A 21,609-nucleotide genomic window follows, 5' to 3' on the forward strand; every position below is an offset into this window, starting at 1 on the left:
CATATCCAATGACTAATGACAAACAGCTACGCGTCTACAGCAAAGAAAATCAGCATACTTTGCAAAGACTGATTAGAGCGATCGCACTTTCTGAAGGTCAATTTGCTTTGATTTTAGTTCGATGCAACTATGGGCGATTACGTGAGCAAATGTTAGAAAATATTCGCTCGAACACCAAAGAAATTAATATCAGAGAAATCGTTCTCAATCCATCAACTACTTCTTTACACAGCACAATAATCTCAGACCTATCTTTAGATAATCCTGCCGTCCTTACAGACTCTTTACCCTCTGCTGTAATGATTTTTGGTATTGAGTCAACTACCGACCTAGAAAACTTACTTACAGGTGTCAACCAAGCACGAGATATCTATGCTGCTACTTTTCCATTTCCAGTGGTGTTGTGGCTACAGGATGATGTAGCATCATTGCTTTCAAGATTAGCGCCTGATTTCAAAAGCTGGGCTGCAACCACTATTAAATTTGAAATGGCCAAAGCAGATTTAATTGCTTTGATCTCTCAAGAGGAAGAATCTCTATTTGATAAAGTTTTAGAAGCAGGTGCTGAAACGTTTTTATCTAACGCCTTCCTAGATTTAGATCCTAAGTCGCAACACCGCCACGAAATAGAATCAGCCCGTAATGATTTACTACGCCTGTATGGCCTTAAATTAACACCAGGATTAGAAGCTAGTTTAGAATTTGTGTTGGGGCGAGATAAATACGCCAACGATCAAATTAATGGTGCTTTAGCCAATTATCAAAGAAGCCTAGCATTATGGCAGCAGGAAGCGAGGAGAGTAGCAGAGTGGGAGAATAATTCTTCTTTGCCTCTGTTATGTCCTCAACCTATGCCCCCCTCATATTTACTCAAGCAAGCAATAGTACTATTCCACCTGGGGCTTTGTTATCACCGAATGGCAGACTTATACCAGAATACTAGTAGTTATTGCGAACATGCTCTGTCGTGGTTTAAACAATGCTTGGAGCTATTGGAGGAGGTACAAAGAGAAGATTTAGTTGCTAAATTCATTTTGCCTGCTTGTGAAATGCTGCAACGTCTACAAGCCTGGGATGACTTAAAAGAATTAGCTCAAAAGTCATTACACTTACATAAAACTTATGGAACTCCCGCACAAGTTGCTCAAAATTATGGTTTTTTGGCAAATGTAGCGGCTTCAGAATCGAATTGGGTACTGGCTCATGAATTAGCAAATACAGCACTTTCTATCTCCGAAGAAGTAACACAAGTTTCTCTGCGAGACGCTTTGCAAAGACGACGACAAGAAAGTTGGTATCTTCTGTTGTTAGCACGCACACAACGGCATTTGGGTGAGTGCGAGGAAGCTATCAATAACTTGGAATGGGCGAGGGTAGTTTGTGAGCTACAACATCAGCCATTACTTTACTTAGAGATTTTAGAGGAACTGCGATCGCTTTACTTTTTTGAGTGTCATAACTATACAGAAGCCTTTAAGCTGAAGCAAGAAAAAATTAAAATAGAACATCAGTATGGCTTTCGTGCCTTTATCGGAGCAAGTCAATTACAGCCACAACGCCCCAGAATTAACCCAGTACTAGAACCTCACAAAATACCGTTTATTCCTGAAGAAATTGCTCAAGAAATATCTGCTTCTGGACGGCAACAAGATGTCAATCGCTTCATTGAAAGAATTGCCCGTGCTGACTACAAACTCACAGTTATTTATGGACCATCTGGTGTAGGTAAAAGTTCAATTCTCAAAGCTGGTTTAGTTCCAGCACTCAAGGGAAAAGTTATCGGTGAACGCATTCCTATACCGATTGTTTTGTCTGTTTATACTGATTGGATAACAATCTTGAGCAGCAGTATCAACCAAGCGCTAGCATACACGGGAATATCGGTTAATATTGACTCTACACCCACCATTATACTAGAAAGAATTCGGTTAGCGTGTGAGCGCAATTATACGATAGTTATCATATTAGACCAGTTTGAAGAATTTTTCTTTGTTAGTAATCCTCCTACACAAAGAATAGAATTTTATAAATTTTTTAGTGAATGTTTAAACATTTTTTATGTAAAAATTATTCTTTCTTTACGAGAAGATTACTTACATCATTTATTAGAATTTGAACGTTTGAGTCAGAAAAATAGTACTGGCTTATATGATTTAGGAGTAATTAATAAAAATATTCTTGATAAGGATATTCGCTACTATTTAGGAAAATTCTCTAGCCGAGATGCCAAAGCCATAATTCACAGTCTTACTCAACGTTCACATTATGAACTAAGTGAGGAATTAATTAACCGATTAGTTCAGGATTTGACAGGAGAACTAGACGAAGTACATCCAATTGAATTACAAATAGTCGGTGCTCAACTACAAATAGAAAATATTACGACACTTGCAGAATATAAGCTTTGTGGTGGCTCGGCAAAATTGGTGGAACGCTGGTTAGGGGAAGTTATCAAAGACTGTGGTCAGGAGAACGAAGAGTTAAGTTGGAAATTATTATTTGAGTTAACAGATGAAAAGGGGACGCGACCGTTAAAAACCAAAGCTGATTTAGCGGCTGCATTAGTGAATAATTATGATATAGATACAATCTCAAGCTTTGACCAAGTTGGAGAACTGATTTTAGAAATCTTGGTGGGTTCAGGCTTGGTATTGCGAGTCAGAGAAGAGTTAGGCGATCGCTACCAGTTGGTTCACGATTATTTAGTTGAACCAATTCGCCAAAAGAACAACTATGGTATGCTCGCCGAATTAGAAAAAATCAAACTTGAAAAAACTAGAGCGGAAGCAGCCCAACAAGTTAGTCAAAAGCAACTCAATTTGGTATTGCAACGACGACTGCGGGAAGCACGGGTAGCAGGTGCAATCCTAGCAATTATGGGGGGAACAATAGCAGTGTTATGGTGGCAAGCCGACTTACAAAAAAGAGCAGCAGTCCGCCAAACTCTACGAGCTGAACGCAGTGAAACCAACTTGAAAATTAGTGGAATCACTGCTACTAGCGAAGCTTTGTTTACCTCTAATAAAGAATTTGATGCCCTATTAGAAAGTTTGCGGGCTTGGAGAAAACTTAAACAAGCAGATGGAGTTCAGCCAGATACCCGAATGCGGGTGATAACAGCCTTACAACAAGCAGTTTACGGGGTAACTGAGGTTAATCGCCTGGAAGGGCATACTGATGTTGTTTGGGGAGTAGCTTTCAGCCCAGATGGTCAGTTGCTAGCATCAGGCAGTAAAGATAAAACAGTGAAACTTTGGCGTCCTGACGGTACCTTACTCCAAACCATCAAAGGTCACACTAATGCTGTTAGTTGTGTAAGTTTCAGCCCTGATGGTCAAACCCTAGCGTCGGCCAGCCTCGATAAAACAGTACAGATTTGGCACAAAAACCCAGTTACAGGTGAATTTGACCTCAAGCCATATAAAACCCTGAAAGGACATGAAGATGGGGTTTATAGCGTTAATTTTAGTCCTGATGGCGAATTGTTAGCTACTGGTAGTGAGGATAAAACCGTAAAACTCTGGCGCAAAGACGGTAGCTTAGTAAAAATCCTGAGAGGACATCAAGGGTCAGTTAACTGGGTAAACTTCAGTCCTGATGGTCAATTCATTGCTTCGGCTAGCGACGATAAGACAGTGAAAATCTGGCAACGGGACGGTACTCTGATTACAACTTTGCAGGGACATCAAAAGCCTGTGAATATAGCTGTTTTCAGCCCTGACGGTAAATTCTTGGCATCAGCAGGTCGAGATAAGACAGTGAAACTTTGGCGGCGGGAAAGTAACAATACTAAAGACGGTTTTGATTTTCGTCTTTATAAAAATTTACAGCAGCATAAAAAGACAGTGTGGAGTTTGAGCTTTAGTTCCGATAGTCAAAAATTAGCTTCCGCAAGTCAAGACAATACTATAAACCTCTGGAGTATCACTGGAACTTTACTCAAAACTTTCAAAGGACACAGCGCTGCTGTTGTTGGCATCGCTTTCAGTGCAAATAATAAATCGCTAGCATCAGGAAGTTTCGACAAAAGTATAAAACTATGGAGTTTAGATGCTCCAAGACCGTCTATTCTTCAAGGGCATCAGAAGCGAGTTTTAAGCGTTACTTGGAGTCCCAACGGTCAGATGCTAGCTTCTGGTAGTAGCGATCGCACTGTAAAACTTTGGCAACGATACATCAGTAGTGGCGAGGTCAAAACCCGACTTTACAAAACTTTCGTGGGGCATACAAATGAAGTTACTAGTATCAGTTTTGACCCAAAAGGTGAAATGCTAGCTTCAGGAAGTTATGACAAAACTGTGAAACTTTGGCGGCTTGACGGTACTTTAATCACGACTCTCTACGGACATAGCGATAGTGTAATGAGCGTCAATTTTAGCCCTGATGGTCAGTTTTTGGCATCAGCTAGCAAAGATAAAACAGTGAAACTTTGGAATCGTCAGGGCAAGTTGCTCAAGACCTTAGTGGGGCATCAGGGTTGGGTAAATAGCGTCAATTTCAGCCATGATAGTCAGATTTTAGCCTCTGCCAGTGATGATCAAACTATTAAACTTTGGCAACGGGATGGTACTTTGCTCAAAACTTTCTCGCCCCACGACAGTTGGGTGATGGGTGTTAACTTTAGTCCCACTGACGATTTATTGGCTTCTGCTAGCTGGGATAACACCGTGAAACTGTGGCGACGAGATGGGACGTTGTTAAAAACGTTATTAAAGGGGTACAGTGATAGCGTTAATGCCGTGACTTTCAGCCCCAATGGTGAATTACTCGCCGCCGCCAGTTGGGATAGTACAGTGAAACTCTGGAGCCGTGATGGCAAATTAATTAAAAGTCTTAATGGACATCGCGCTGGGGTATTAAGTGTCAGTTTTAGCCCAGATGGTCAAACACTAGCATCAGCCAGTGCTGACGGGGAGATAATTCTGTGGAATTTAAATCTTGATGATCTGCTTGTTCGTGGTTGCGATTGGGTGGGCGATTATCTCAAGCACAACCGCAATCTTGAGGAGCGCGATCGCCTTCTTTGTGATGGCATAACCCGTACAAACCCTTTTTAATTACGAATTACGAATTAGGTTAGAAGCCTCAATGAGCAACCGCCCTTGGTTTAGCGGTTGATGAGGCGATCGAAGTTATTAATTCAGAGCTAGAAATAAATTTCGAGCTAATCAGCTGCATGAGCGATCGCTCTCCAAAACTTCATGGCTATTTTCTTCGGGAGCCTCTTGTGGCAAATTCGCTAAAAAGGCTTGTAGCCTCATGCGCTCAATATAAGGCCAGCCTCCCTCAGACTCAATATCTTTCAGCAGTGAGTAAAGTTGGCGGCGGTTAACAGGCAAACTCTCTTGAAAAACCCCATCCCGGATCTCTCGGTGTAACTGCTCTAATTGTCGCAGCAAAGCCAAAAGAGCTACAGTATCGCCTTCACAAGCTGTAGTAGCATCATACACTACAGTTGCGATCGCTTGCAGTTTACTAGACAACTTCTCTAATTCAATATTTTTGCGATCGTTCATCCCACCCTTTCCCTATAAATGAGGTCAACTCAAATTTACCGGAGATTTTTAATTTTCCCTAGTTTGTCAGTTGTCTCCCTGTTACTGCATTTCGTCATTTGCCCTAGTTAGGGGTGAATATAACTAGATTTGTATCTTTATCAAAAGCAATTGCGATCGCTCCAAAAAGAGCGTAGTAACCTTTAGCATAGGCTCTACAGAAGCTAGATCCGATCATAAGGAGACTTTCTTGGATTTTGATAACTTTGATTTTGAGTTAAAAAAAATCGTATGATCTGGCTGATTTACCCATCCAACAATGGGTTGTATGTAGTAGCGTCACATACATGATACAAAAAGACTTGGGCGACGCCGCTTTTGCCATCAGCAAAAGCAAGTGCGAAGCAGACACCCCTGTTCGCACTCTTCGAGGCAAGCATTTATGCTGCTCTGTGTGAGGCTTACTCATCCACTTGCCCAACTTTAACAAATGCCACCAACAGTAAAACTGCTGGTTTTTTGCTCCCCTAGTGACATACATCCAAAATGGATGCAGTGTGTTACTTAGTCTGGGGTTTACACCCCAAGCTCAAGAGAGCGACACGTTTAACTACGTTTAGCAACAGAAAAGTTTGAGCAACGGCTGACAACCTAGACACCCGAACACTTGCTTCAACTCTCTCAATCAGAGCAAAGCCGTGTCCGACCAAAAGTAGTTTCTCGCAGAGTAGCGGCTTCTCGTCAGAGATCAAAGCTTCGATGCAGTTTTACAACTTAGATATTAATTTTTGAGATTGAGGTTGACCATGAGGTATCGCGCTTTAATTGTTGCATTCTTGGCTTTGTGCCTGGGGCTAATAACTGCTTGTAGTGATGCTCCTGCTACTAGTAGTAGAGATGTACTCACTTACGATCAAATTCGCGGGACTGGCTTGGCTAACAAATGCCCCCAACTAACAGAAACACGCCGTGGCTCCATTCCCATTGATTCTAGCCAGTCCTATGCCATCAAAGAACTTTGCTTGGAACCAACTAGCTTCTTCATCAAAGAAGAACCTGCTAATAAACGCCAAGAAGCAGAATTTGTTGCTGGCAAATTGTTGACCAGATACACTTCCACCATTGACCAGGTGCAAGGTAATCTAAAAATCAACTCAGATAATAGCCTGACCTTTGTGGAAACTGATGGTCTTGACTTCCAAGCCATCACTGTGCAACTTCCTGGTGGTGAGCGAGTACCTTTCCTCTTCACTATCAAAAACTTGGTTGCTCAAACCCAACCCAGTTTGACCAGTATTAACACCTCTACGGACTTTGAGGGCACTTTCAAAGTTCCTTCCTATCGTGGTGCTGCCTTCCTAGATCCCAAAGGTCGTGGTGTCGTCAGTGGCTACGATAATGCCGTGGCTCTCCCCGCCCAAGCAGATGATGAAGAACTTACCCGCACTAACGTCAAGCGTGCTGAAAATCTTAATGGCAAGATTTCTTTACAAATCGCTAAAATAGATGGCTCTAGTGGTGAAATTGCTGGTACTTTCGAGAGCGAACAGCCATCTGATACAGATTTAGGTGCTGGCGAACCTAAAGAAGTCAAGATTCGCGGTCTATTTTATGGACGGGTTGAACCGACTCGTGGCTAAATCCTCGAAAGTAAGAAAACTGACTGGCACTCAGAACGATAATTCTGTAAGTATCAGACTTGATCGCAAAAGTTAATCTATCTACCCTCTTCAAAAAAGAGGGTAGATAGATTTTTTACAAAAATCGGGAAAAGTTAAATCTGAGCAAAATAGCCCTGGCAATTGGAAAAATTTTTATCCCTCAGTCTTATGGGTCGCTTGATTCACCCCTTTAACCTTTTCCCTTTTATTAAAACACTATAGACTTAAATACAAAAAAGGGTGAGATGCCCTTTTTTTTGGCATTGCGTAAATATACATAAGATTTTTTTAAATTATTAGTAATTTTTAATTATTGGATAAATTTTCGTTGAAAGAGTACGTAATTTCACTGTAAATCTAACTTTTGCTTATCAAACAAAAGCTCAACTACTGTTGTTTTGTTTCTCTAAATTAACTTCATCATTAATTAGTTCAAGTTAAGTACAATCTCGGTTTGATATTTAGTGATTAATTTTATATTTTATTCCTATGTGGTTCTAAAAAAGCTACAGACCATACCAAAGATAAATAACTAACTAAATAGCGATTTGCCCATTTAAATTTTGCTCGATTGTCAAGTAACCTATGGAGTTTTGATAGAAAATATTTATTATCTACCATAGCAAATGCTTAGGAAATATAGCGCAATATTTCCTTTAATATCTTGCGATCGCAGCTGAATTTAAAAAGCGAATAATTGATTCTTTATTTGCTCAATAAACCCGGTGCTATGCCTACCACAGTCACCAATGAACTAAAGCACGAAATTTGGCAGTTGTTGCGAGAATATCAGCAATCTCCGTCAGAAAATATCCGCAATCAACTGGTAAAACTCAATTTTGGACTTGTGAGAAAAGAAGCTCACTATTGGACAAATCAATGTCATGAAACCTACGATGATTTGCTCCAGGTTGGATGTTTGGGTTTAATCAGAGCTATTGAAAGATTTGAAATTTCCAAGGGACATGCCTTCAGTTCCTACGCTCTTCCCTATATTCGGGGTGAAATTCAACACTATCTCCGAGATAAAGGTGTCACCGTGCGAATTCCTCGGAGATGGTTAGCGCTCCAACAGCAAGCAATAGGAGTATCACGTTCTTGGCGTGAAAAACACAATCGTCAACCAACCGACTCGGAATTAGCAGCTGCACTGGAAATTTCTCCAAATGAATGGCAAGAAATTAAATTAGCATGGGTCAATCGCGCTCCTTTGAGTCTTGATGTGCCAATTCAAGATGGAGAAGAAGGTTCTACCTGCTTGGGAGAATTGGTTCCAGATCCTCACTATCGCAGCTTTCAACTGGCACAAGAAGATCAACTTCGCTTACAACAAGCATTGGTTCAGCTAGAAAAACGCACCCGCGATGTGTTGGAATGTGTGTTTTTGCAAGATTTGACCCAAAAACAAGTTGCAGAACATCTGGGCATCAGTGTAGTCACGGTTTCCCGTAGAGTCAAGAAAGGACTGGATTTGATGAAAGAGCTTATGGGTGTGGCAGAAGATTGACTGCAAACAAACACAAAACCGCAGTTATACTGCGTGGGCAGTGCTAAAAATCACCCTTGAAATTTAAAAAATTAGGTTATAAAGGGAACATACTTTGCCTTTGATCCAAATTTTAGGCATGTTGATTTCCAATTTTCAATTTTCCAATGGCTTTTGAGAAAGGCTCATGGGCATAACTTCAAAAATTACAATTGCAGCTATTCTAACTTTGGCGATCGCCGGATGTGCTTCTGAAGATACACAACAAGCCATCAATCCTGTGCCAATTCCCAAAATAGCAAAAAAGTCGCCACCAGCGGCTCAATCCTTTAAGAATCCAGTGATACCAGCCAAACAGGTTTCACAAGTTAATCTTGCATCTGTTAACTTGATTCAATCGACTAATGCTACAGAGCGGGCACGAGAACTTGTGATATCAAAAGATCGAAGCGATCCTTTTACACAACTTTTCGGGCAGACGGTTCTCGGAATGCCTAAAACATTTGGAAGACCTGTTCCCGTGTTGCCTAAGCTACCTACTGCATCACTAGCAGGACGAAAACTTCCAACACGCAGCATAGCTTTAAACAGACCTGTTACCGTATCGCCGAAGCTACCTACTGCATCACTAGCAGGACGAAAACTTCCAACACGTAGCATAGCTTTAAATCCAAAGAAAAATAACGTTTCTTCTATACCAAAAAAAGTCAATCCTACCTTGACTTCAGTGTTGCCTAAAGTTTTGCCTCAAGTTGTCCCCAACCCCACTTTAGTCTCTGTATTGCCACCGCCAGCACAGCCTGAATTGGCAAGGGCAGTAGTTGTGACTGGTGTAGTTCTAATTAGTAAGGAACCACAGGCAATTATCAAAGTACCCGATGAACCAACAAGTCGCTATGTACAGGCGGGACAGCGATTAGCAAATGGCGTACTGATTAAACGTATTGAAATGAATCAGGGCTACAACCCCATCGTGATTTTGGAACAATATGGTATTGAAGTTGCCAAAATGGTAGGGGAAGGGGCTGTCAAATCAACGTCGTCAGCTACATCTGCTACGGGCAATGCTATCTCAGTGACAACGCCCCCCCAAAATACCTTTAATGTGGGAGCTTCATAAAGATGGAGACTAAGGAAAAAGTTGAATTTGCTGGTTTGTCTTTAGCTGTTTATAGAGAAATAGCAGCTCATTTACGTCAAATCGAAGGGGTGGAAGTGGATTTAATTCCCCAGTCATCCCAACAGTTTGATTATAATCAAAGTCAAATTGCTGGCTTGAGCCTTTCGTGGACACCAAACTCTAACTTAGAAAGTTGGCAACGAGTTAACCAGATTTTGGCTTACTATCAAAATCGCTATATTAACCCTATTTGATTTTTTGATTTGTGAGAATTACAACCCGTAGAACCCCGACTTATTAAAGAAGTTGGGGTTCTTGTTGTTCACGAATCATTCTGAAGTTCATTCCACAGAGCAGCGATCGCAGTAAGGATTATTTCACACAGGTTCATAAAAATACTGTCTAACGGCCTCACAACACGCAGCAAGGTGAGGATTTCAAAAAGCAACGTTATGATAATTAATGCATTAATCGAGCTTGGGTCTAATAATAAATAAGTTGGCGCAAATAAACCTTTAGAGTACGGAGACGATTAATCGCCTCTCTACAGCAGTCAAAAACCATTGCTCTTGACTGTATATTTAAGTGCTGCGTCCAACCAAAATCAGCCGTTGTACAAATTTCCATAAGGATAATTGAAGTGACTAGGACTAATTCAGACTTTCTTTCCTCCAGCGATCCGGCGATCGCGGAGTTAATCAACGACGAACTACAGCGTCAGCAAGATCATTTGGAGTTGATTGCTAGTGAAAACTTTACCTCCGCCGCTGTACTGGCGGCTCAAGGTTCGGTACTGACAAATAAATATGCTGAGGGTTTACCTGGTAAACGCTACTATGGCGGTTGTGAGTTTATTGACAAAATCGAGCAACTAGCGATCGACCGCGCTAAACAGATATTTGGTGCAGCTCATGCGAATGTACAACCTCATTCTGGTGCACAAGCCAATTTTGCAGTATTTCTATCGCTGCTGGAACCTGGGGACAAATTTATGGGGATGGATTTGTCTCATGGGGGACATCTCACCCACGGTTCCCCTGTAAATTTCTCAGGTAAGTGGTTCCAAGTTAGCCACTATGGTGTTAGTCAACAAACAGAACAACTTGACTATGACCAAATTCGGGAGCTGGCGCTGAGGGAGCGTCCTAAGCTCTTGATTTGTGGTTATTCGGCTTATCCCCGTGTAATTGACTTTGAAAAGTTCCGTAGTATTGCTGATGAAATCGGCGCTTACTTACTTGCCGATATTGCTCACATTGCTGGTTTAGTTGCCACTGGTCTTCATCCCGATCCTATTCCTCACTGTCATGTAGTAACAACAACTACCCATAAGACTCTACGCGGCCCTAGAGGTGGTTTAATCTTGACTGGCGATGCAGAATTAGGTAAAAAGCTAGATAAATCTGTTTTTCCTGGCAGCCAAGGCGGGCCATTGGAACACGTTATTGCTGCTAAGGCAGTAGCTTTTGGAGAAGCCCTCAAGCCTGAATTTAAAACTTATTCTGCTCAAGTGATTGAAAATGCTCGTGCTTTGGCCGAACAATTGCAAAATCGTGGTCTAAAGTTAGTATCTAACGGCACTGACAATCATTTAATCTTAGTAGATTTACGTTCTGTGAGTCTAACTGGTAAGCAGGCAGATCAGTTAGTCAGTACTGTGAATATTACTGCTAACAAGAATACTATTCCCTTTGATCCGCAATCACCATTTGTTACCAGCGGTCTAAGGTTAGGTTCGCCAGCAATGACCACACGGGGCTTAGGAGTAGCAGAATTTACCGAGATTGCAAATATTATTAGCGATCGCCTGCTTTCTCCAGATTCCGAGGTAGTAACCCAAGATTGTCGGCAACGGGTAGCGGCATTGTGCGATCGCTTTCCCTTATATCCTCACTTAGAAATTCCTGTACCAGCCCTAGCATAATTGGGTATGGGGCATTGGGCATAGGGAAGAGACAAGGAAGACAAGGGAGAAGGGGGAGACAAGGAAAAAACTTGTTCAATAATTCTCCCTTGCCCCTTCATCTCCCCCTGCTCCCCCTACCTCCCCTGCTCCCTCATCCCCCACTCCCTACTTCCCTTCCCCAATCCAATGAGTGCAGAAATTATTTGTGTTGGTACTGAACTATTGCTAGGAGATATCCTCAACGGCAATGCTCAATTTTTGGCGCAACAATTAGCGCAACTAGGAATTCCCCACTACTATCAAACAGTGGTTGGGGATAATCCAGAACGCTTGAAGCAAGTTATAGAAATTGCTATTTCCAGAGCGCAAATTCTCATTTTCACTGGTGGACTCGGCCCCACACCAGACGATCTAACTTGCGAAACGATCGCCGATTTTTTTAAAGTCCCGTTGGTAGAACGTTCTGACATCATCGAAGACATAACCCAAAAATTCGCCCAACGTGGTCGGGTTATGTCACCAAGTAACCGCAAGCAGGCTTTAATTCCCCAGGGTGCAGAAATTCTACCCAACCCCACTGGAACAGCACCCAGCATCATTTGGCAACCTCGTCCTGAAATCACAATTTTTACCTTTCCCGGTGTTCCCAGTGAAATGCACGCGATGTGGGAAGAAACAGCTGTGCCATTTCTCAAAAGTCAAGGTTGGGGTAAAGAAATTATTTACAGCCGGAGTTTAAAGTTTTGGGGTATTGGTGAATCTGCTTTAGCGGAAAAAGTTGCTTCCTATTTGAAGTTGCCAAATCCCACAGTAGCCCCTTATGCAGGTAAGGGGGAAGTAAGATTGCGAGTCTCTGCTAAAGCAACTTCAGAAGCGGCCGCAGAAACCTTAATTGCGCCCATTGAAAAACAACTAAAAGAAATTGCCGGACTGGATTTTTACGGTGTCAACAATGATACTCTTGCTTCCGTGATCGGTCAATTGTTGCAGGCATCAAAAGAAACGCTTTCGGTGGCAGAATCTTGCACTGGTGGCGGTTTAGGGCAAATGTTGACTGAGATTTCTGGGAGTTCTGATTACTTTTGGGGTGGCGTAATTTCTTATGACAATTCGGTGAAGGTTAGGCTGCTGGGGGTTAACCCAGAAGATTTAGATAAATTTGGGGCGGTAAGTGCTATTGTTGCAGAGCAAATGGCTGTTGGAGTCAAAACCCGCCTTGCAACAACTTGGGGACTGAGTATCACTGGAATTGCTGGACCAACTGGAGGGACAGATACTAAGCCGGTGGGTTTAGTTTACGTTGGTTTAGCTGGGCCAAAGGATGAAGTGGCAAGTTTTGAGTATCAGTTTGGTACAGTGCGAGGTCGAGCTTTAATTCGTCATGTGAGTGCGAATGCAGCGTTGGATAATTTGCGGCGGAAGTTGTTGATGAGGTAAGTAACTTAAGAGTGCGCACTTTTTTAAAAGGCAAGTTAAATCAGAGCGATCGCTCTGTGTTCAGTCCAAGGTAACTTGTTTGACTGTGATACTCATCATTTCTCTATCCTCACTATTGGGTGCAACTTGTGGCTTGCTCCAAGCTGTTACTTCGGCAAAGCCGAGACGATACAGCCAATAAATAATGCTGTTAATACCTCGACGGGAGCCAATTAGGAGAATTTTGACCTGTTCACGGTTGCGAAAAGATGAGGAAGGGTTGTTAGTGTCTGGTGTGTCAAAGATAAATTCTTCAGCCATTGAACTAAACCTTATTTTGAGATGATGTACCTGATTGCGTACTAAAGTTTAGTCTACCTTATTGTACGCAATCAGGTACATTTACTTGCTTTGAATTCCCTGACAAAATCTAAGAAATGGGAAAAGCAGGCAAAGCGCTCAAGCAAGTATTAGAAACTTACGAAATCAGCCAGAATCAGCTAGCTGTCGCAATGGGTATAGCAAGGTCTAGTATTAACGGTTGGGTAAAGGAGACTAGATCACCAACATCTGATGCAATATTAGAAATCCGCAGGGGTCTACAGAAAATTAACTCAGAAGCTGCTGAAGAATTTATCAGACTTTACTTGAGTGAAGACGAGGCCTGAAGAGGCATGGGAAAGGCAGGTGAAGCACTCAAGCAGGTTTTGGCAACCTACGGCATTAGCCAGAACAAATTGGCGGTGACAATAGGTATCCGTCGGTGGGATGTTGACCGTTGGGTACACGGGTTAACTGACCCCACTGGCGAGACAATAGTCGAGATTGCTAAAGCGCTTAGAGGACTTAACTCAGATGCTGCTCTTGAATTTGTCAAGCTCTATCTGGGAGATATAGTTCATGGTAGGGAAGACCCACAGAATTTGGAGGAAGATTAGTAAATAGAGAAGTCAGACAAAATAGTTTAATCATACAGCTATGAGCAAAATTCCCATCCTGCAACCAAATCACTCATACACTTTCAGAAGCTATTTTGAGATGTCATTCGAGCCAGAAGATATACTGGCTGAATTTGGCTATTCTTTAAAACGTTCCTCTCTCAATCTACAAAAATCCAGCATTGAATTAGACAGACTCGCAAATCTAAAATCTAGGATTGAGGAGAGTTTGCCATATATTAGTTTGACTAGTGAGGCAGCCCGCAGAGAGTTACTAATTGCCCCAATTTTATTGGATGTTGTTCATTACACTCATGCCCAACTTAGAATTGAATATCCTTTAATTGTTACAGAACAATTAAAAGGTTCCCTTGATTATTATCTTCATGCAGACCATAAACTCTTGGTTGTGGAAGCTAAAAATGCTGATTTGGCAAGGGGCTTTACCCAGCTTGCTGTAGAACTGATTGCTATTGATACCTGGACTGACTCTCAAGAGCCAAATTTACAGGGGGCTGTTTCTACAGGGGATATTTGGCAATTTGCTCTATTGAATCGAGAAAGTAAACAAATAACTCAAGACCTGAATTTATATCGTGTTCCTGCTGACATAGAGGACTTACTTCGTATTTTGGTGGCGATACTAGGTGATTGAAAAAGATGGCGATGTATGATGACAAGTTGCTTTGCGTCTAAGCGCTTTTGATTTTGTGATTATAAAGTGTATAAATGTCGAAAAAACGGAAATTGCTAGAGAAAGTTCTTTCTGGTTCTAAGAATATTCAATTTAATGAACTGGTGATTTTGGTTGAGGCGTTTGGATTTTATTTATCACGGGTTAATAGCAGTCACCACATATTTACTCATCCAGATATTTCTGAGCTTGTTAATCTGCAAAATCAAAAGGGCGAAGCTGTTCCTTATCAAGTCCGTCAATTTGTGATTTTGGTTGAAGAATATGCACTCACTTTGGAGGATGAAGGATGAAAAACTATCACATTAATATCTTCTACAGTCAAGAAGATGAGGGCTATATTGCTGATATTCCTGATTTGAAATACTGTTCAGCGTTTGGTTCAACAGAAGAAGAAGCACTTCATGAAGTTTTGAAAGCGAAAGAAGCATGGTTAGATGCTGCGAAAAAGGAGGGAAAACTAATTCCTGAACCGAGATATCGTCCTGGAATTTATCAGATAGCCTCATGATTAGCAGAGAGGCTTTAATTATTTCACCTTGAGATTTATATATTTCAACAGCTTTATGGCAATCTTTTAATGCTGCTTGTATGTCTCCTAAAGAAAAATGGGTAGACCTTTTAAAGTTGTAATATTTAATACATTCTTTCATAAACCATCAGCTATCCTATGCCTACCCATCAGCACAATTAATCACGGGATCGCTTGCTGTATTCTTCACGATTTGTTACAAAAGTACAAAGAACTTCTAGAGACCCAAAACCACATGTTCGGCGGACTTACTGGTTTACAAGATCCTAAAGGCACAGATTGGGGAGAGCGGATGCTCAACACGGTCGCCAGCCAAACGATTCGCCACCTGTTTAGCATGAGCGAGTCAGTAGAAGTCTTTGTGCGCTGCTATCCCTCCAGCAAGCTCTTGCAAGGCAGCATTGATAGCTTCAAAATGAGCGGTCGTGGCTTGGTAATTCGGAAAGATTTCGCGGTAGAGGAGATGTCATTTGAAACGGATGCGGTTGCCATTGACTTCGGCTCGGTTTTAAGTGGCAAACTCAGTCTGAAGCAACCCACTCAAGCGATCGCTCAAGTCATATTATCAGAAGCAGGCATAAACCAAGCCTTTAATGCAGAACTGGTGAAAAAGCGCCTGCTTAACCTCACCCTACCATCACTGACAGCATTATCTGGCGGTGAACCAGTCTCCTTTACAGATGTTCAGGTACAGCTATTACCTGAAAATCGCTTACAGCTTGTAGCAAAAGCAGATTTAAACAATGGCGAACTTGTACCCCTGAGCATGATCCTAACTATAGGCATTGAAAGGCGGCGGCGAGTTTCTTTCAAAGATCCAAAAATCGAACTTGACCAAGTACCAGAAGCACAACGCGAAATCTCGCAAACCTTGAGCGTGGCGCTAGCAGAAATTTTAGATAATATGGTTGATCTCGATCGTTTTGACCTTGATGGAGTGAAAATGCGGCTCAACCGATTAGAAACTGAAGGTCAAAAACTTATTTTCAGTGGATATGCTGAAATTGAACGTATTCCAAATAGCGCTTAATGCAATATTACACGCAAATAATCAAAGTAAAGTGAAACTTTAAACAAATTAAACTACCGCCTAGATGATTCTAGACGGTAGTTTAATTTTTAGGTTTTGAAGGGAGTTAGGAGTTATTAATTACTAGGTTGTAATTAATTTTTATTATCATTCTTAACTCCTGTACAGACGCGATTAATCGCGTCTCTACTTTTTATCTTCCCACACCTACATATTGGAATCCAGCGCGTATCATTGCTTCGGGGTCGAGGAAGTTACGACCGTCGATGATAACGGGGTGGGCCATCAATTTTGCCATCTTTACATAGTCGAGAGTGCTGAACTGCTGCCATTCGGTGACAAGTACTAAGGCATCACAGCCGTCAGCGAGTCTTTCGGCATCGGTTTCTACTAGCACGCCAGAAAGCCCATGACGTAGACCTGTTTGGGAAACAATGGGGTCATAGGCTTTTACTTTGGCTCCCAGTCGGTTTAGCTGCTCAATTAGGTTGAGTGCTGGGGCGTCACGCAAATCGTCGGTATCGGGCTTGAAGGTCAGTCCGAGTAGTCCGACTGTTTTGCCTTTAAGAATTTTCAGAACTTGTTGGAGTTTTTCCAAAGCAATCAATCGCTGGCGTTCGTTGACACTGACAGCAGATTTCAGTAGCTGGGCTTCATAACCATAGTCATCAGCGGTGTGAATCAGTGCGGAGACATCTTTGGGGAAACAAGAACCACCCCAACCAATACCAGCTTGTAAAAACTTGTTACCAATGCGAGAATCTAGACCGATACCTCTGGCTACTTGAGTAACATCAGCACCGACGCGATCGCAAATATTAGCAACTTCGTTAATAAAACTAATCTTAGTGGCTAAAAAGGCATTAGCGGCGTATTTAATCATCTCCGCCGAACTAAGGTCTGTTGCCAAAATTGGCACAGGAGGTAGAGATTGATCGGCAGCGAACTTGCGTTCTACAATTGGGGCATACAGTTGTTGCATCAATGCTACTGCTCTTTGACTATTGCCCCCTAATACAATGCGATCGGGGTTGAAGGTGTCGTAAACTGCTGAACCTTCTCGCAAAAACTCTGGATTGCTGACTACATCAAATTCGGCTGCAAACTCAGATAATTTATCATCACTCGGCACTCCACCTGCGGGTATGAGTGTTTTCTGCCGCTCTGCAACACCATCCAGAATAAGCATCCGCACCCAGTCACCTGAGCCAATGGGTACTGTAGATTTATTTACTATGACTTTATAACCACCGTTGAGATTTTCCCCAATCCCACGGGCTACAGCTTCAACATAACGAGTATCACTTTCACCAGTGGGTAAAGGTGGCGTTCCCACAGCAATAAACAGAATTTCTCCATGAGAAACTCCAGCAGCAAGATCGCTAGTAAAATGAATCTTCTCTGCTTGAATGGCTGACTGCATAATTTCTGAGAGTCCCGGCTCAAAAATTGGAGACTGCCCAGACTTCATTAACTTAACTTTTTCTTCGTTGTTGTCTACGCAAATTACATCATGCCCAATATGAGCCAAGCAAGCACCTGTAACTAAACCAACGTAACCAGTACCAATAACGCAAACACGCATTTATTTAACTCCTCACTTTTTTGGGGTTAATTTTCAAAAAGAAGTTCTCAATTTTACACTTACACACTTAAGAAAACTCAGTAACTAACATAGACTAGCTACCAATCGGATTAGCCTGGATGAAAATTTAGAGCGACGTTAGAGGCCACTCAGCTGGTTGAATTATTGGCATCGCTTTGAATGCGATCGCGAAAATCTTCTATTGTTAGTTTTAAACCCTCTTGCAGAGGAATGGTAGGTTCCCAATTTAACCAAGTTTTTGCCTTTGTGATATCAGGCTGGCGACGTCGAGGATCGTCCGAAGGTAGTGCCTCGAACTTAATCTGCGCGTCTGGATTGATCATATTTTGCACAGTTTGTGCCAATTGTAAAATAGTGTATTCACCAGGATTACCCAGGTTGACTGGGCCAATGTAGTCGCTATTCATTAGGCGGATGAATCCTTCTACCAAATCAGAAACGTAGCAGAAACTACGAGTTTGCGAACCATCACCGTACACAGTTAAAGGATTACCCTGCAAGGCTTGAACTATAAAGTTGCTCACTACCCGACCATCATTTTCTAACATTCTCGGCCCGTAGGTGTTGAATATCCGAACAACTCGAATATCAACTTTATTTTGCCTGTAGTAATCAAATGCTAGAGTCTCAGCAATTCTTTTACCTTCGTCGTAGCATGAACGTATTCCAATGGGATTGACGCTACCTCTATACTCTTCAGTTTGGGGATGAACTTCTGGATCTCCGTATACTTCACTAGTGGAAGCTAAGAAAAACCTCGCTCTCACACGTTTAGCTAGCCCCAACATATTCAGTGTTCCCATCACGTTAGTTTTAACGGTTTTAACTGGGTTGTACTGGTAATGTACTGGTGAAGCCGGACAAGCTAAATGATAAATTTGATCGACTTCTAACCGAATTGGTTCGGTAATATCGTGGCGGATCAATTCAAAGTACGGATGGCCTAACCATTTTAGAATGTTGCGTTTATGACCAGTGTAAAAATTATCCAAGCATATTAATTCATGCCCAGCAGTCATTAGTCGGTCGATGAGATGGGAACCAATAAACCCAGCACCGCCCGTAACCAAAATTCTCATAGTTTCCCAGTTACTTACAAATATTTTCAGTAGCTATTGCACTTACTTTTAGATTACCCACCTTGGGTACAAAAATACAAAATAAAAAAAAAATAATAAGGCTCAATCAAAAAGTATTGTTGAACTTACTTATTTTTTTACAGTTGTAGTTTTGTTATATTTTTACCTGTTTTCTTAAGAATTCAATTAGCAAAATAACAAAAATTGTTTAAAAATTGTTTATTGTTTAGCCGAACTTTATCAAATCTTCAAACATATAAAGTATTTTTACGGTTATTAAGGTTTTAGCTGGATACAACAAGTTAGTCGAGATCGTGGTGACACTCGTCCTACAAATACATGCAAATAATACAGATGTATATCCCTACAGCCAATTCATTTATTGCTAAGATTTTTGGAAATGTGATACCTCCGGTAGACTACGCTAACGCAGCCCAAGTCCACTTACTTGAACTGTATTCTGCCTTACATCATACAGCAGATGTAATGCTGCTAACCGTGGTAGACATAATTAAATTTGTGGTTTGAGTGCGTTGCGGTTCTCCAAGCATGATAATTGAGCAGGTGAGTTGTCTGGCTAACTGGGTTGTGACATCGCTAATGGCTAACCCTCCAGGACTGGTACGATTACGTATAAAAGGTAAAACTACTAAATCATATAATCTTGCTGCCTGCAAAATTGCTTGGGCAACATTTTCGTGAGCCATGATTTGAATTTCTGGGGCATTGGCCAAAGCCAATTTAGATACTAATAGGGAGAGATGCGATCGCCTCCAAGCAATTTTACTCGAACTAGTGCGGCGATCGCACACATTCAGCACAGTAATGTGGCTCTGATTTGCCTCGGCTAGGATCTGGGCAAATTGTACAGGTTGTAATATCGGTGCTGTTAAGTTTTCTATTGGTACTAAGATCCGCTGAATTTTTTTCGGTGATTCTACTAGACGTGTCACTGCTACTGGACAATGGGATGCCCAAAGCACACCATCAATCACATTCCCAAATAAACGCGCTCGTAACCCAGTCCGTTTACCCCAACCCATAACAATTAAATTAGCCTTTTGTTCGCGAGCCGCTCTGCTAATTCCTTGAGCAAAGGCATCATCAATTCGCAGCACTGGTTCTGCAGCTACACCCAAGGCTCGACTTTGTGTCGTGGCTTTATTCAATAACCACTCACTCCGTTGTAGAGACGCTTCTAACTGGGGCGCATCCATGTGAGCAGCAGCAGTAGCGATCGCCAGGGGTATAATTTTGCCCTGAGACTGACGCGCTAATAACGCCGCCATTTCTATCAAATACTGCTGGGTCTGAGGATTATATACAGGCACGACTATAGTAAAAGCACTGTTTGTTTCTGATGGGTTCTTTTCAGGTAGAGGTGGTACTGGATGTTCGGCTGGCGGGGAATTCAAACCAACAGCTATTCGACTGGTCATCAACGGCCCCAAGGTTGATGTGACAAGCATTACAGCAATGACGCTATGTAATACTTCTAGTGGCAGCAACCCAGCCCGATATCCCACTAACGTTGCTGCTAACGTTGTAGCAACTTGGGGAAGTGAGAGCGACCACATCGTTAGAATTTCTTGCCACTTATAGTGGTAAACCAGTTTTGTCAACAAAGCTGCGATCAATTTACTGACAATCAAACCAACTACGATCAACAGCGTTAACTTGAGCGTGTTCAGATTGTTCACAAAGGCGGGTAGATCGATCAATAAGCCAAGGTCAACAAAGAAAATGGGAATGAACAGCACACTGCCAATAAATACCACCTTTTCTTTGACTGGCCCTTCACCCACAGCTTCATTCACCGCCAAACCCGCTAAAAAAGCGCCAACAATTTTTTCTACTCCAATCAATTGAGCGCCCATAGCTGCTAGAAACACAGAAAGCAACACAAACAAAAACTTGTTTCCTTCATCGTCTCCAGACCGCTTGAAAAATTCTTTGCCTGCCCAATCAAAGCCTGTAACAACAGCAACAGAGTAAATAGTTAACCAACCCGACAAGGTGAGTAGTTTAGCAAAGCTGAATACTCCGGCATGAGAGACAGCAACACAAACAGCTAATATCAGTACTGCGCCAATGTTTGTAAAAATCGTAGCTCCAATGGTGACAGTAACAGCTTCGTTGTTTACCACTCCCAAACGGCTGATTATAGGGTATGCCAAAAGGGTATAGGAAGCGAATAAAGAGCCAATTAAGATTGAAGTATTCCACCCATAGCCTAAAATCAGCCCTACTAAGCTTCCCAGGACTAGGGGTACGCTGAAAGTCAAGCTAGCAAACCCAAAAGCACGACTTTTTTTCCGGCGAAACTGTTCTAGATCAATTTCTAGTCCGGCGACAAACAGCAAATAGATTAACCCAATGTCTGATAGTAGGTTAATCATTGGTGAATCAGACTGAAAAAGATTCCAACCTGAAGGCCCAAGTACTAGCCCTGAGAAAACCAAACCCACTAATCCTGGTAATCTTAGCCGCTCAAACATGATGGGTATAACTAAGATGAGCACCAGCAAAATAGCAAAGGGAACAATTGGTTCTTTGCCAAGAACTTGGGAAGTTGGTTCCAGAACAAGAACTTGTGATATTAGTTCCATATATAGGAATTGAAGGGGCTATGGTAAAACAGCGATT

Annotated in this window: 18 protein-coding genes; 13 read left to right on the forward strand and 5 right to left on the reverse strand. The window is 41.9% G+C overall.

Annotated elements, in window-relative coordinates:
• The first annotated feature begins 8 nt into the window (after positions 1-8).
• Positions 9-5,057, forward strand: a complete 5,049-nt coding sequence (locus HWQ58_RS12980) for a hypothetical protein (protein WP_292862744.1) — start codon at positions 9-11, stop codon at positions 5,055-5,057.
• A gap of 111 nt (positions 5,058-5,168) precedes the next feature.
• Here the strand turns inward: HWQ58_RS12980 and HWQ58_RS12985 are convergent, their stop codons facing one another.
• The gene (locus tag HWQ58_RS12985) at positions 5,169-5,516 is read right to left on the reverse strand and encodes a hypothetical protein (protein WP_292862683.1); all 348 of its coding nucleotides are present in this window, start codon (positions 5,514-5,516) and stop codon (positions 5,169-5,171) included.
• Positions 5,517-6,301: 785 nt separating this feature from the next.
• Here HWQ58_RS12985 and HWQ58_RS12990 point away from each other — a divergent pair.
• From HWQ58_RS12990 to HWQ58_RS13015, 6 genes are all read left to right on the forward strand, one after another.
• Positions 6,302-7,135 carry a photosystem II manganese-stabilizing polypeptide gene (locus tag HWQ58_RS12990; protein WP_104905653.1) on the forward strand — a complete coding sequence of 278 codons (834 nt, stop codon included), beginning with the start codon at positions 6,302-6,304 and terminating at the stop codon, positions 7,133-7,135.
• 751 nt (positions 7,136-7,886) lie between these two features.
• Positions 7,887-8,663 carry an RNA polymerase sigma factor SigF gene (locus tag HWQ58_RS12995; protein ID WP_292729987.1) on the forward strand — a complete coding sequence of 259 codons (777 nt, stop codon included), beginning with the start codon at positions 7,887-7,889 and terminating at the stop codon, positions 8,661-8,663.
• 166 nt (positions 8,664-8,829) lie between these two features.
• Positions 8,830-9,762 carry a hypothetical protein gene (locus HWQ58_RS13000; protein ID WP_292862688.1) on the forward strand — a complete coding sequence of 311 codons (933 nt, stop codon included), beginning with the start codon at positions 8,830-8,832 and terminating at the stop codon, positions 9,760-9,762.
• A gap of 2 nt (positions 9,763-9,764) precedes the next feature.
• Positions 9,765-10,016 (forward strand): hypothetical protein, encoded by a 252-nt coding sequence (locus HWQ58_RS13005; RefSeq protein WP_292862691.1) that lies wholly within the window; start codon positions 9,765-9,767, stop codon positions 10,014-10,016.
• Between the two features lie 386 nt (positions 10,017-10,402).
• Positions 10,403-11,686: a serine hydroxymethyltransferase gene (glyA, locus tag HWQ58_RS13010; RefSeq protein WP_292862694.1), complete on the forward strand. Its 1,284-nt coding sequence runs from the start codon at positions 10,403-10,405 to the stop codon at positions 11,684-11,686.
• 168 nt (positions 11,687-11,854) lie between these two features.
• Positions 11,855-13,105: a competence/damage-inducible protein A gene (locus tag HWQ58_RS13015; protein ID WP_292862698.1), complete on the forward strand. Its 1,251-nt coding sequence runs from the start codon at positions 11,855-11,857 to the stop codon at positions 13,103-13,105.
• Positions 13,106-13,165: 60 nt separating this feature from the next.
• On the opposite strand, the gene HWQ58_RS13020 is transcribed toward HWQ58_RS13015, so the two are convergent.
• Positions 13,166-13,405: a hypothetical protein gene (locus tag HWQ58_RS13020; protein WP_292862700.1), complete on the reverse strand. Its 240-nt coding sequence runs from the start codon at positions 13,403-13,405 to the stop codon at positions 13,166-13,168.
• 116 nt (positions 13,406-13,521) lie between these two features.
• Here HWQ58_RS13020 and HWQ58_RS13025 point away from each other — a divergent pair, with 116 nt between their 5' ends.
• The 6 genes from HWQ58_RS13025 to HWQ58_RS13050 all read left to right on the forward strand — a co-directional run bounded on the left by HWQ58_RS13025 (position 13,522) and on the right by HWQ58_RS13050 (position 16,278).
• A complete protein-coding gene (locus HWQ58_RS13025) occupies positions 13,522-13,752 on the forward strand; it encodes a helix-turn-helix transcriptional regulator (protein WP_292862703.1) in 231 nt (76 codons plus the stop codon).
• Between the two features lie 6 nt (positions 13,753-13,758).
• Positions 13,759-14,022, forward strand: coding sequence for a helix-turn-helix transcriptional regulator (locus tag HWQ58_RS13030; protein ID WP_292862706.1), 264 nt, complete (start codon positions 13,759-13,761; stop codon positions 14,020-14,022).
• Positions 14,023-14,062: 40 nt separating this feature from the next.
• Positions 14,063-14,677 carry a hypothetical protein gene (locus HWQ58_RS13035; protein WP_292862709.1) on the forward strand — a complete coding sequence of 205 codons (615 nt, stop codon included), beginning with the start codon at positions 14,063-14,065 and terminating at the stop codon, positions 14,675-14,677.
• Between the two features lie 74 nt (positions 14,678-14,751).
• Positions 14,752-15,009, forward strand: coding sequence for a type II toxin-antitoxin system HicA family toxin (locus tag HWQ58_RS13040; RefSeq protein WP_292862712.1), 258 nt, complete (start codon positions 14,752-14,754; stop codon positions 15,007-15,009).
• The gene (locus tag HWQ58_RS13045) at positions 15,006-15,227 is read left to right on the forward strand and encodes a type II toxin-antitoxin system HicB family antitoxin (RefSeq protein ID WP_292862715.1); all 222 of its coding nucleotides are present in this window, start codon (positions 15,006-15,008) and stop codon (positions 15,225-15,227) included. The genes HWQ58_RS13040 and HWQ58_RS13045 overlap by 4 nt, the downstream gene beginning before the upstream one ends.
• A gap of 256 nt (positions 15,228-15,483) precedes the next feature.
• Positions 15,484-16,278, forward strand: coding sequence for a DUF2993 domain-containing protein (locus tag HWQ58_RS13050; protein WP_292862747.1), 795 nt, complete (start codon positions 15,484-15,486; stop codon positions 16,276-16,278).
• Positions 16,279-16,471: 193 nt separating this feature from the next.
• Here the strand turns inward: HWQ58_RS13050 and HWQ58_RS13055 are convergent, their stop codons facing one another.
• From HWQ58_RS13055 to HWQ58_RS13065, 3 genes are all read right to left on the reverse strand, one after another.
• Entirely contained in the window at positions 16,472-17,863 is a 1,392-nt protein-coding gene (locus HWQ58_RS13055; RefSeq protein ID WP_292862718.1) for a UDP-glucose/GDP-mannose dehydrogenase family protein, read from the reverse strand.
• Positions 17,864-18,012: 149 nt separating this feature from the next.
• A complete protein-coding gene (locus tag HWQ58_RS13060) occupies positions 18,013-18,963 on the reverse strand; it encodes a UDP-glucuronic acid decarboxylase family protein (protein ID WP_292862721.1) in 951 nt (316 codons plus the stop codon).
• 470 nt (positions 18,964-19,433) lie between these two features.
• A complete protein-coding gene (locus tag HWQ58_RS13065; RefSeq protein WP_292862724.1) occupies positions 19,434-21,572 on the reverse strand; it encodes a cation:proton antiporter in 2,139 nt (712 codons plus the stop codon).
• Between the last annotated feature and the right edge of the window lie 37 nt (positions 21,573-21,609).

Origin of the sequence: Nostoc sp. LPT, assembly GCF_017115165.1 — a bacterium.
Lineage (GTDB): Bacteria > Cyanobacteriota > Cyanobacteriia > Cyanobacteriales > Nostocaceae > Nostoc.

Bases quoted from the DNA above. Each gene is read 5' to 3' on its own strand.
- HWQ58_RS13020 (WP_292862700.1), bottom strand. From the start codon at position 13,405: ATGGCTGAAGAATTTATCTTTGACACACCAGACACTAACAACCCTTCC.
- HWQ58_RS12995 (WP_292729987.1), top strand. From the start codon at position 7,887: ATGCCTACCACAGTCACCAATGAACTAAAGCACGAAATTTGGCAGTTG.
- HWQ58_RS13015 (WP_292862698.1), top strand. From the start codon at position 11,855: ATGAGTGCAGAAATTATTTGTGTTGGTACTGAACTATTGCTAGGAGAT.
- HWQ58_RS13060 (WP_292862721.1), bottom strand. From the start codon at position 18,963: ATGAGAATTTTGGTTACGGGCGGTGCTGGGTTTATTGGTTCCCATCTC.
- HWQ58_RS13055 (WP_292862718.1), bottom strand. From the start codon at position 17,863: ATGCGTGTTTGCGTTATTGGTACTGGTTACGTTGGTTTAGTTACAGGT.
- HWQ58_RS13045 (WP_292862715.1), top strand. From the start codon at position 15,006: ATGAAAAACTATCACATTAATATCTTCTACAGTCAAGAAGATGAGGGC.
- HWQ58_RS13035 (WP_292862709.1), top strand. From the start codon at position 14,063: ATGAGCAAAATTCCCATCCTGCAACCAAATCACTCATACACTTTCAGA.
- HWQ58_RS12985 (WP_292862683.1), bottom strand. From the start codon at position 5,516: ATGAACGATCGCAAAAATATTGAATTAGAGAAGTTGTCTAGTAAACTG.
- HWQ58_RS13040 (WP_292862712.1), top strand. From the start codon at position 14,752: ATGTCGAAAAAACGGAAATTGCTAGAGAAAGTTCTTTCTGGTTCTAAG.
- HWQ58_RS13030 (WP_292862706.1), top strand. From the start codon at position 13,759: ATGGGAAAGGCAGGTGAAGCACTCAAGCAGGTTTTGGCAACCTACGGC.
- HWQ58_RS13025 (WP_292862703.1), top strand. From the start codon at position 13,522: ATGGGAAAAGCAGGCAAAGCGCTCAAGCAAGTATTAGAAACTTACGAA.
- HWQ58_RS12990 (WP_104905653.1), top strand. From the start codon at position 6,302: ATGAGGTATCGCGCTTTAATTGTTGCATTCTTGGCTTTGTGCCTGGGG.
- HWQ58_RS12980 (WP_292862744.1), top strand. From the start codon at position 9: ATGACTAATGACAAACAGCTACGCGTCTACAGCAAAGAAAATCAGCAT.
- HWQ58_RS13065 (WP_292862724.1), bottom strand. From the start codon at position 21,572: ATGGAACTAATATCACAAGTTCTTGTTCTGGAACCAACTTCCCAAGTT.
- HWQ58_RS13000 (WP_292862688.1), top strand. From the start codon at position 8,830: ATGGGCATAACTTCAAAAATTACAATTGCAGCTATTCTAACTTTGGCG.
- HWQ58_RS13050 (WP_292862747.1), top strand. From the start codon at position 15,484: ATGTTCGGCGGACTTACTGGTTTACAAGATCCTAAAGGCACAGATTGG.
- HWQ58_RS13005 (WP_292862691.1), top strand. From the start codon at position 9,765: ATGGAGACTAAGGAAAAAGTTGAATTTGCTGGTTTGTCTTTAGCTGTT.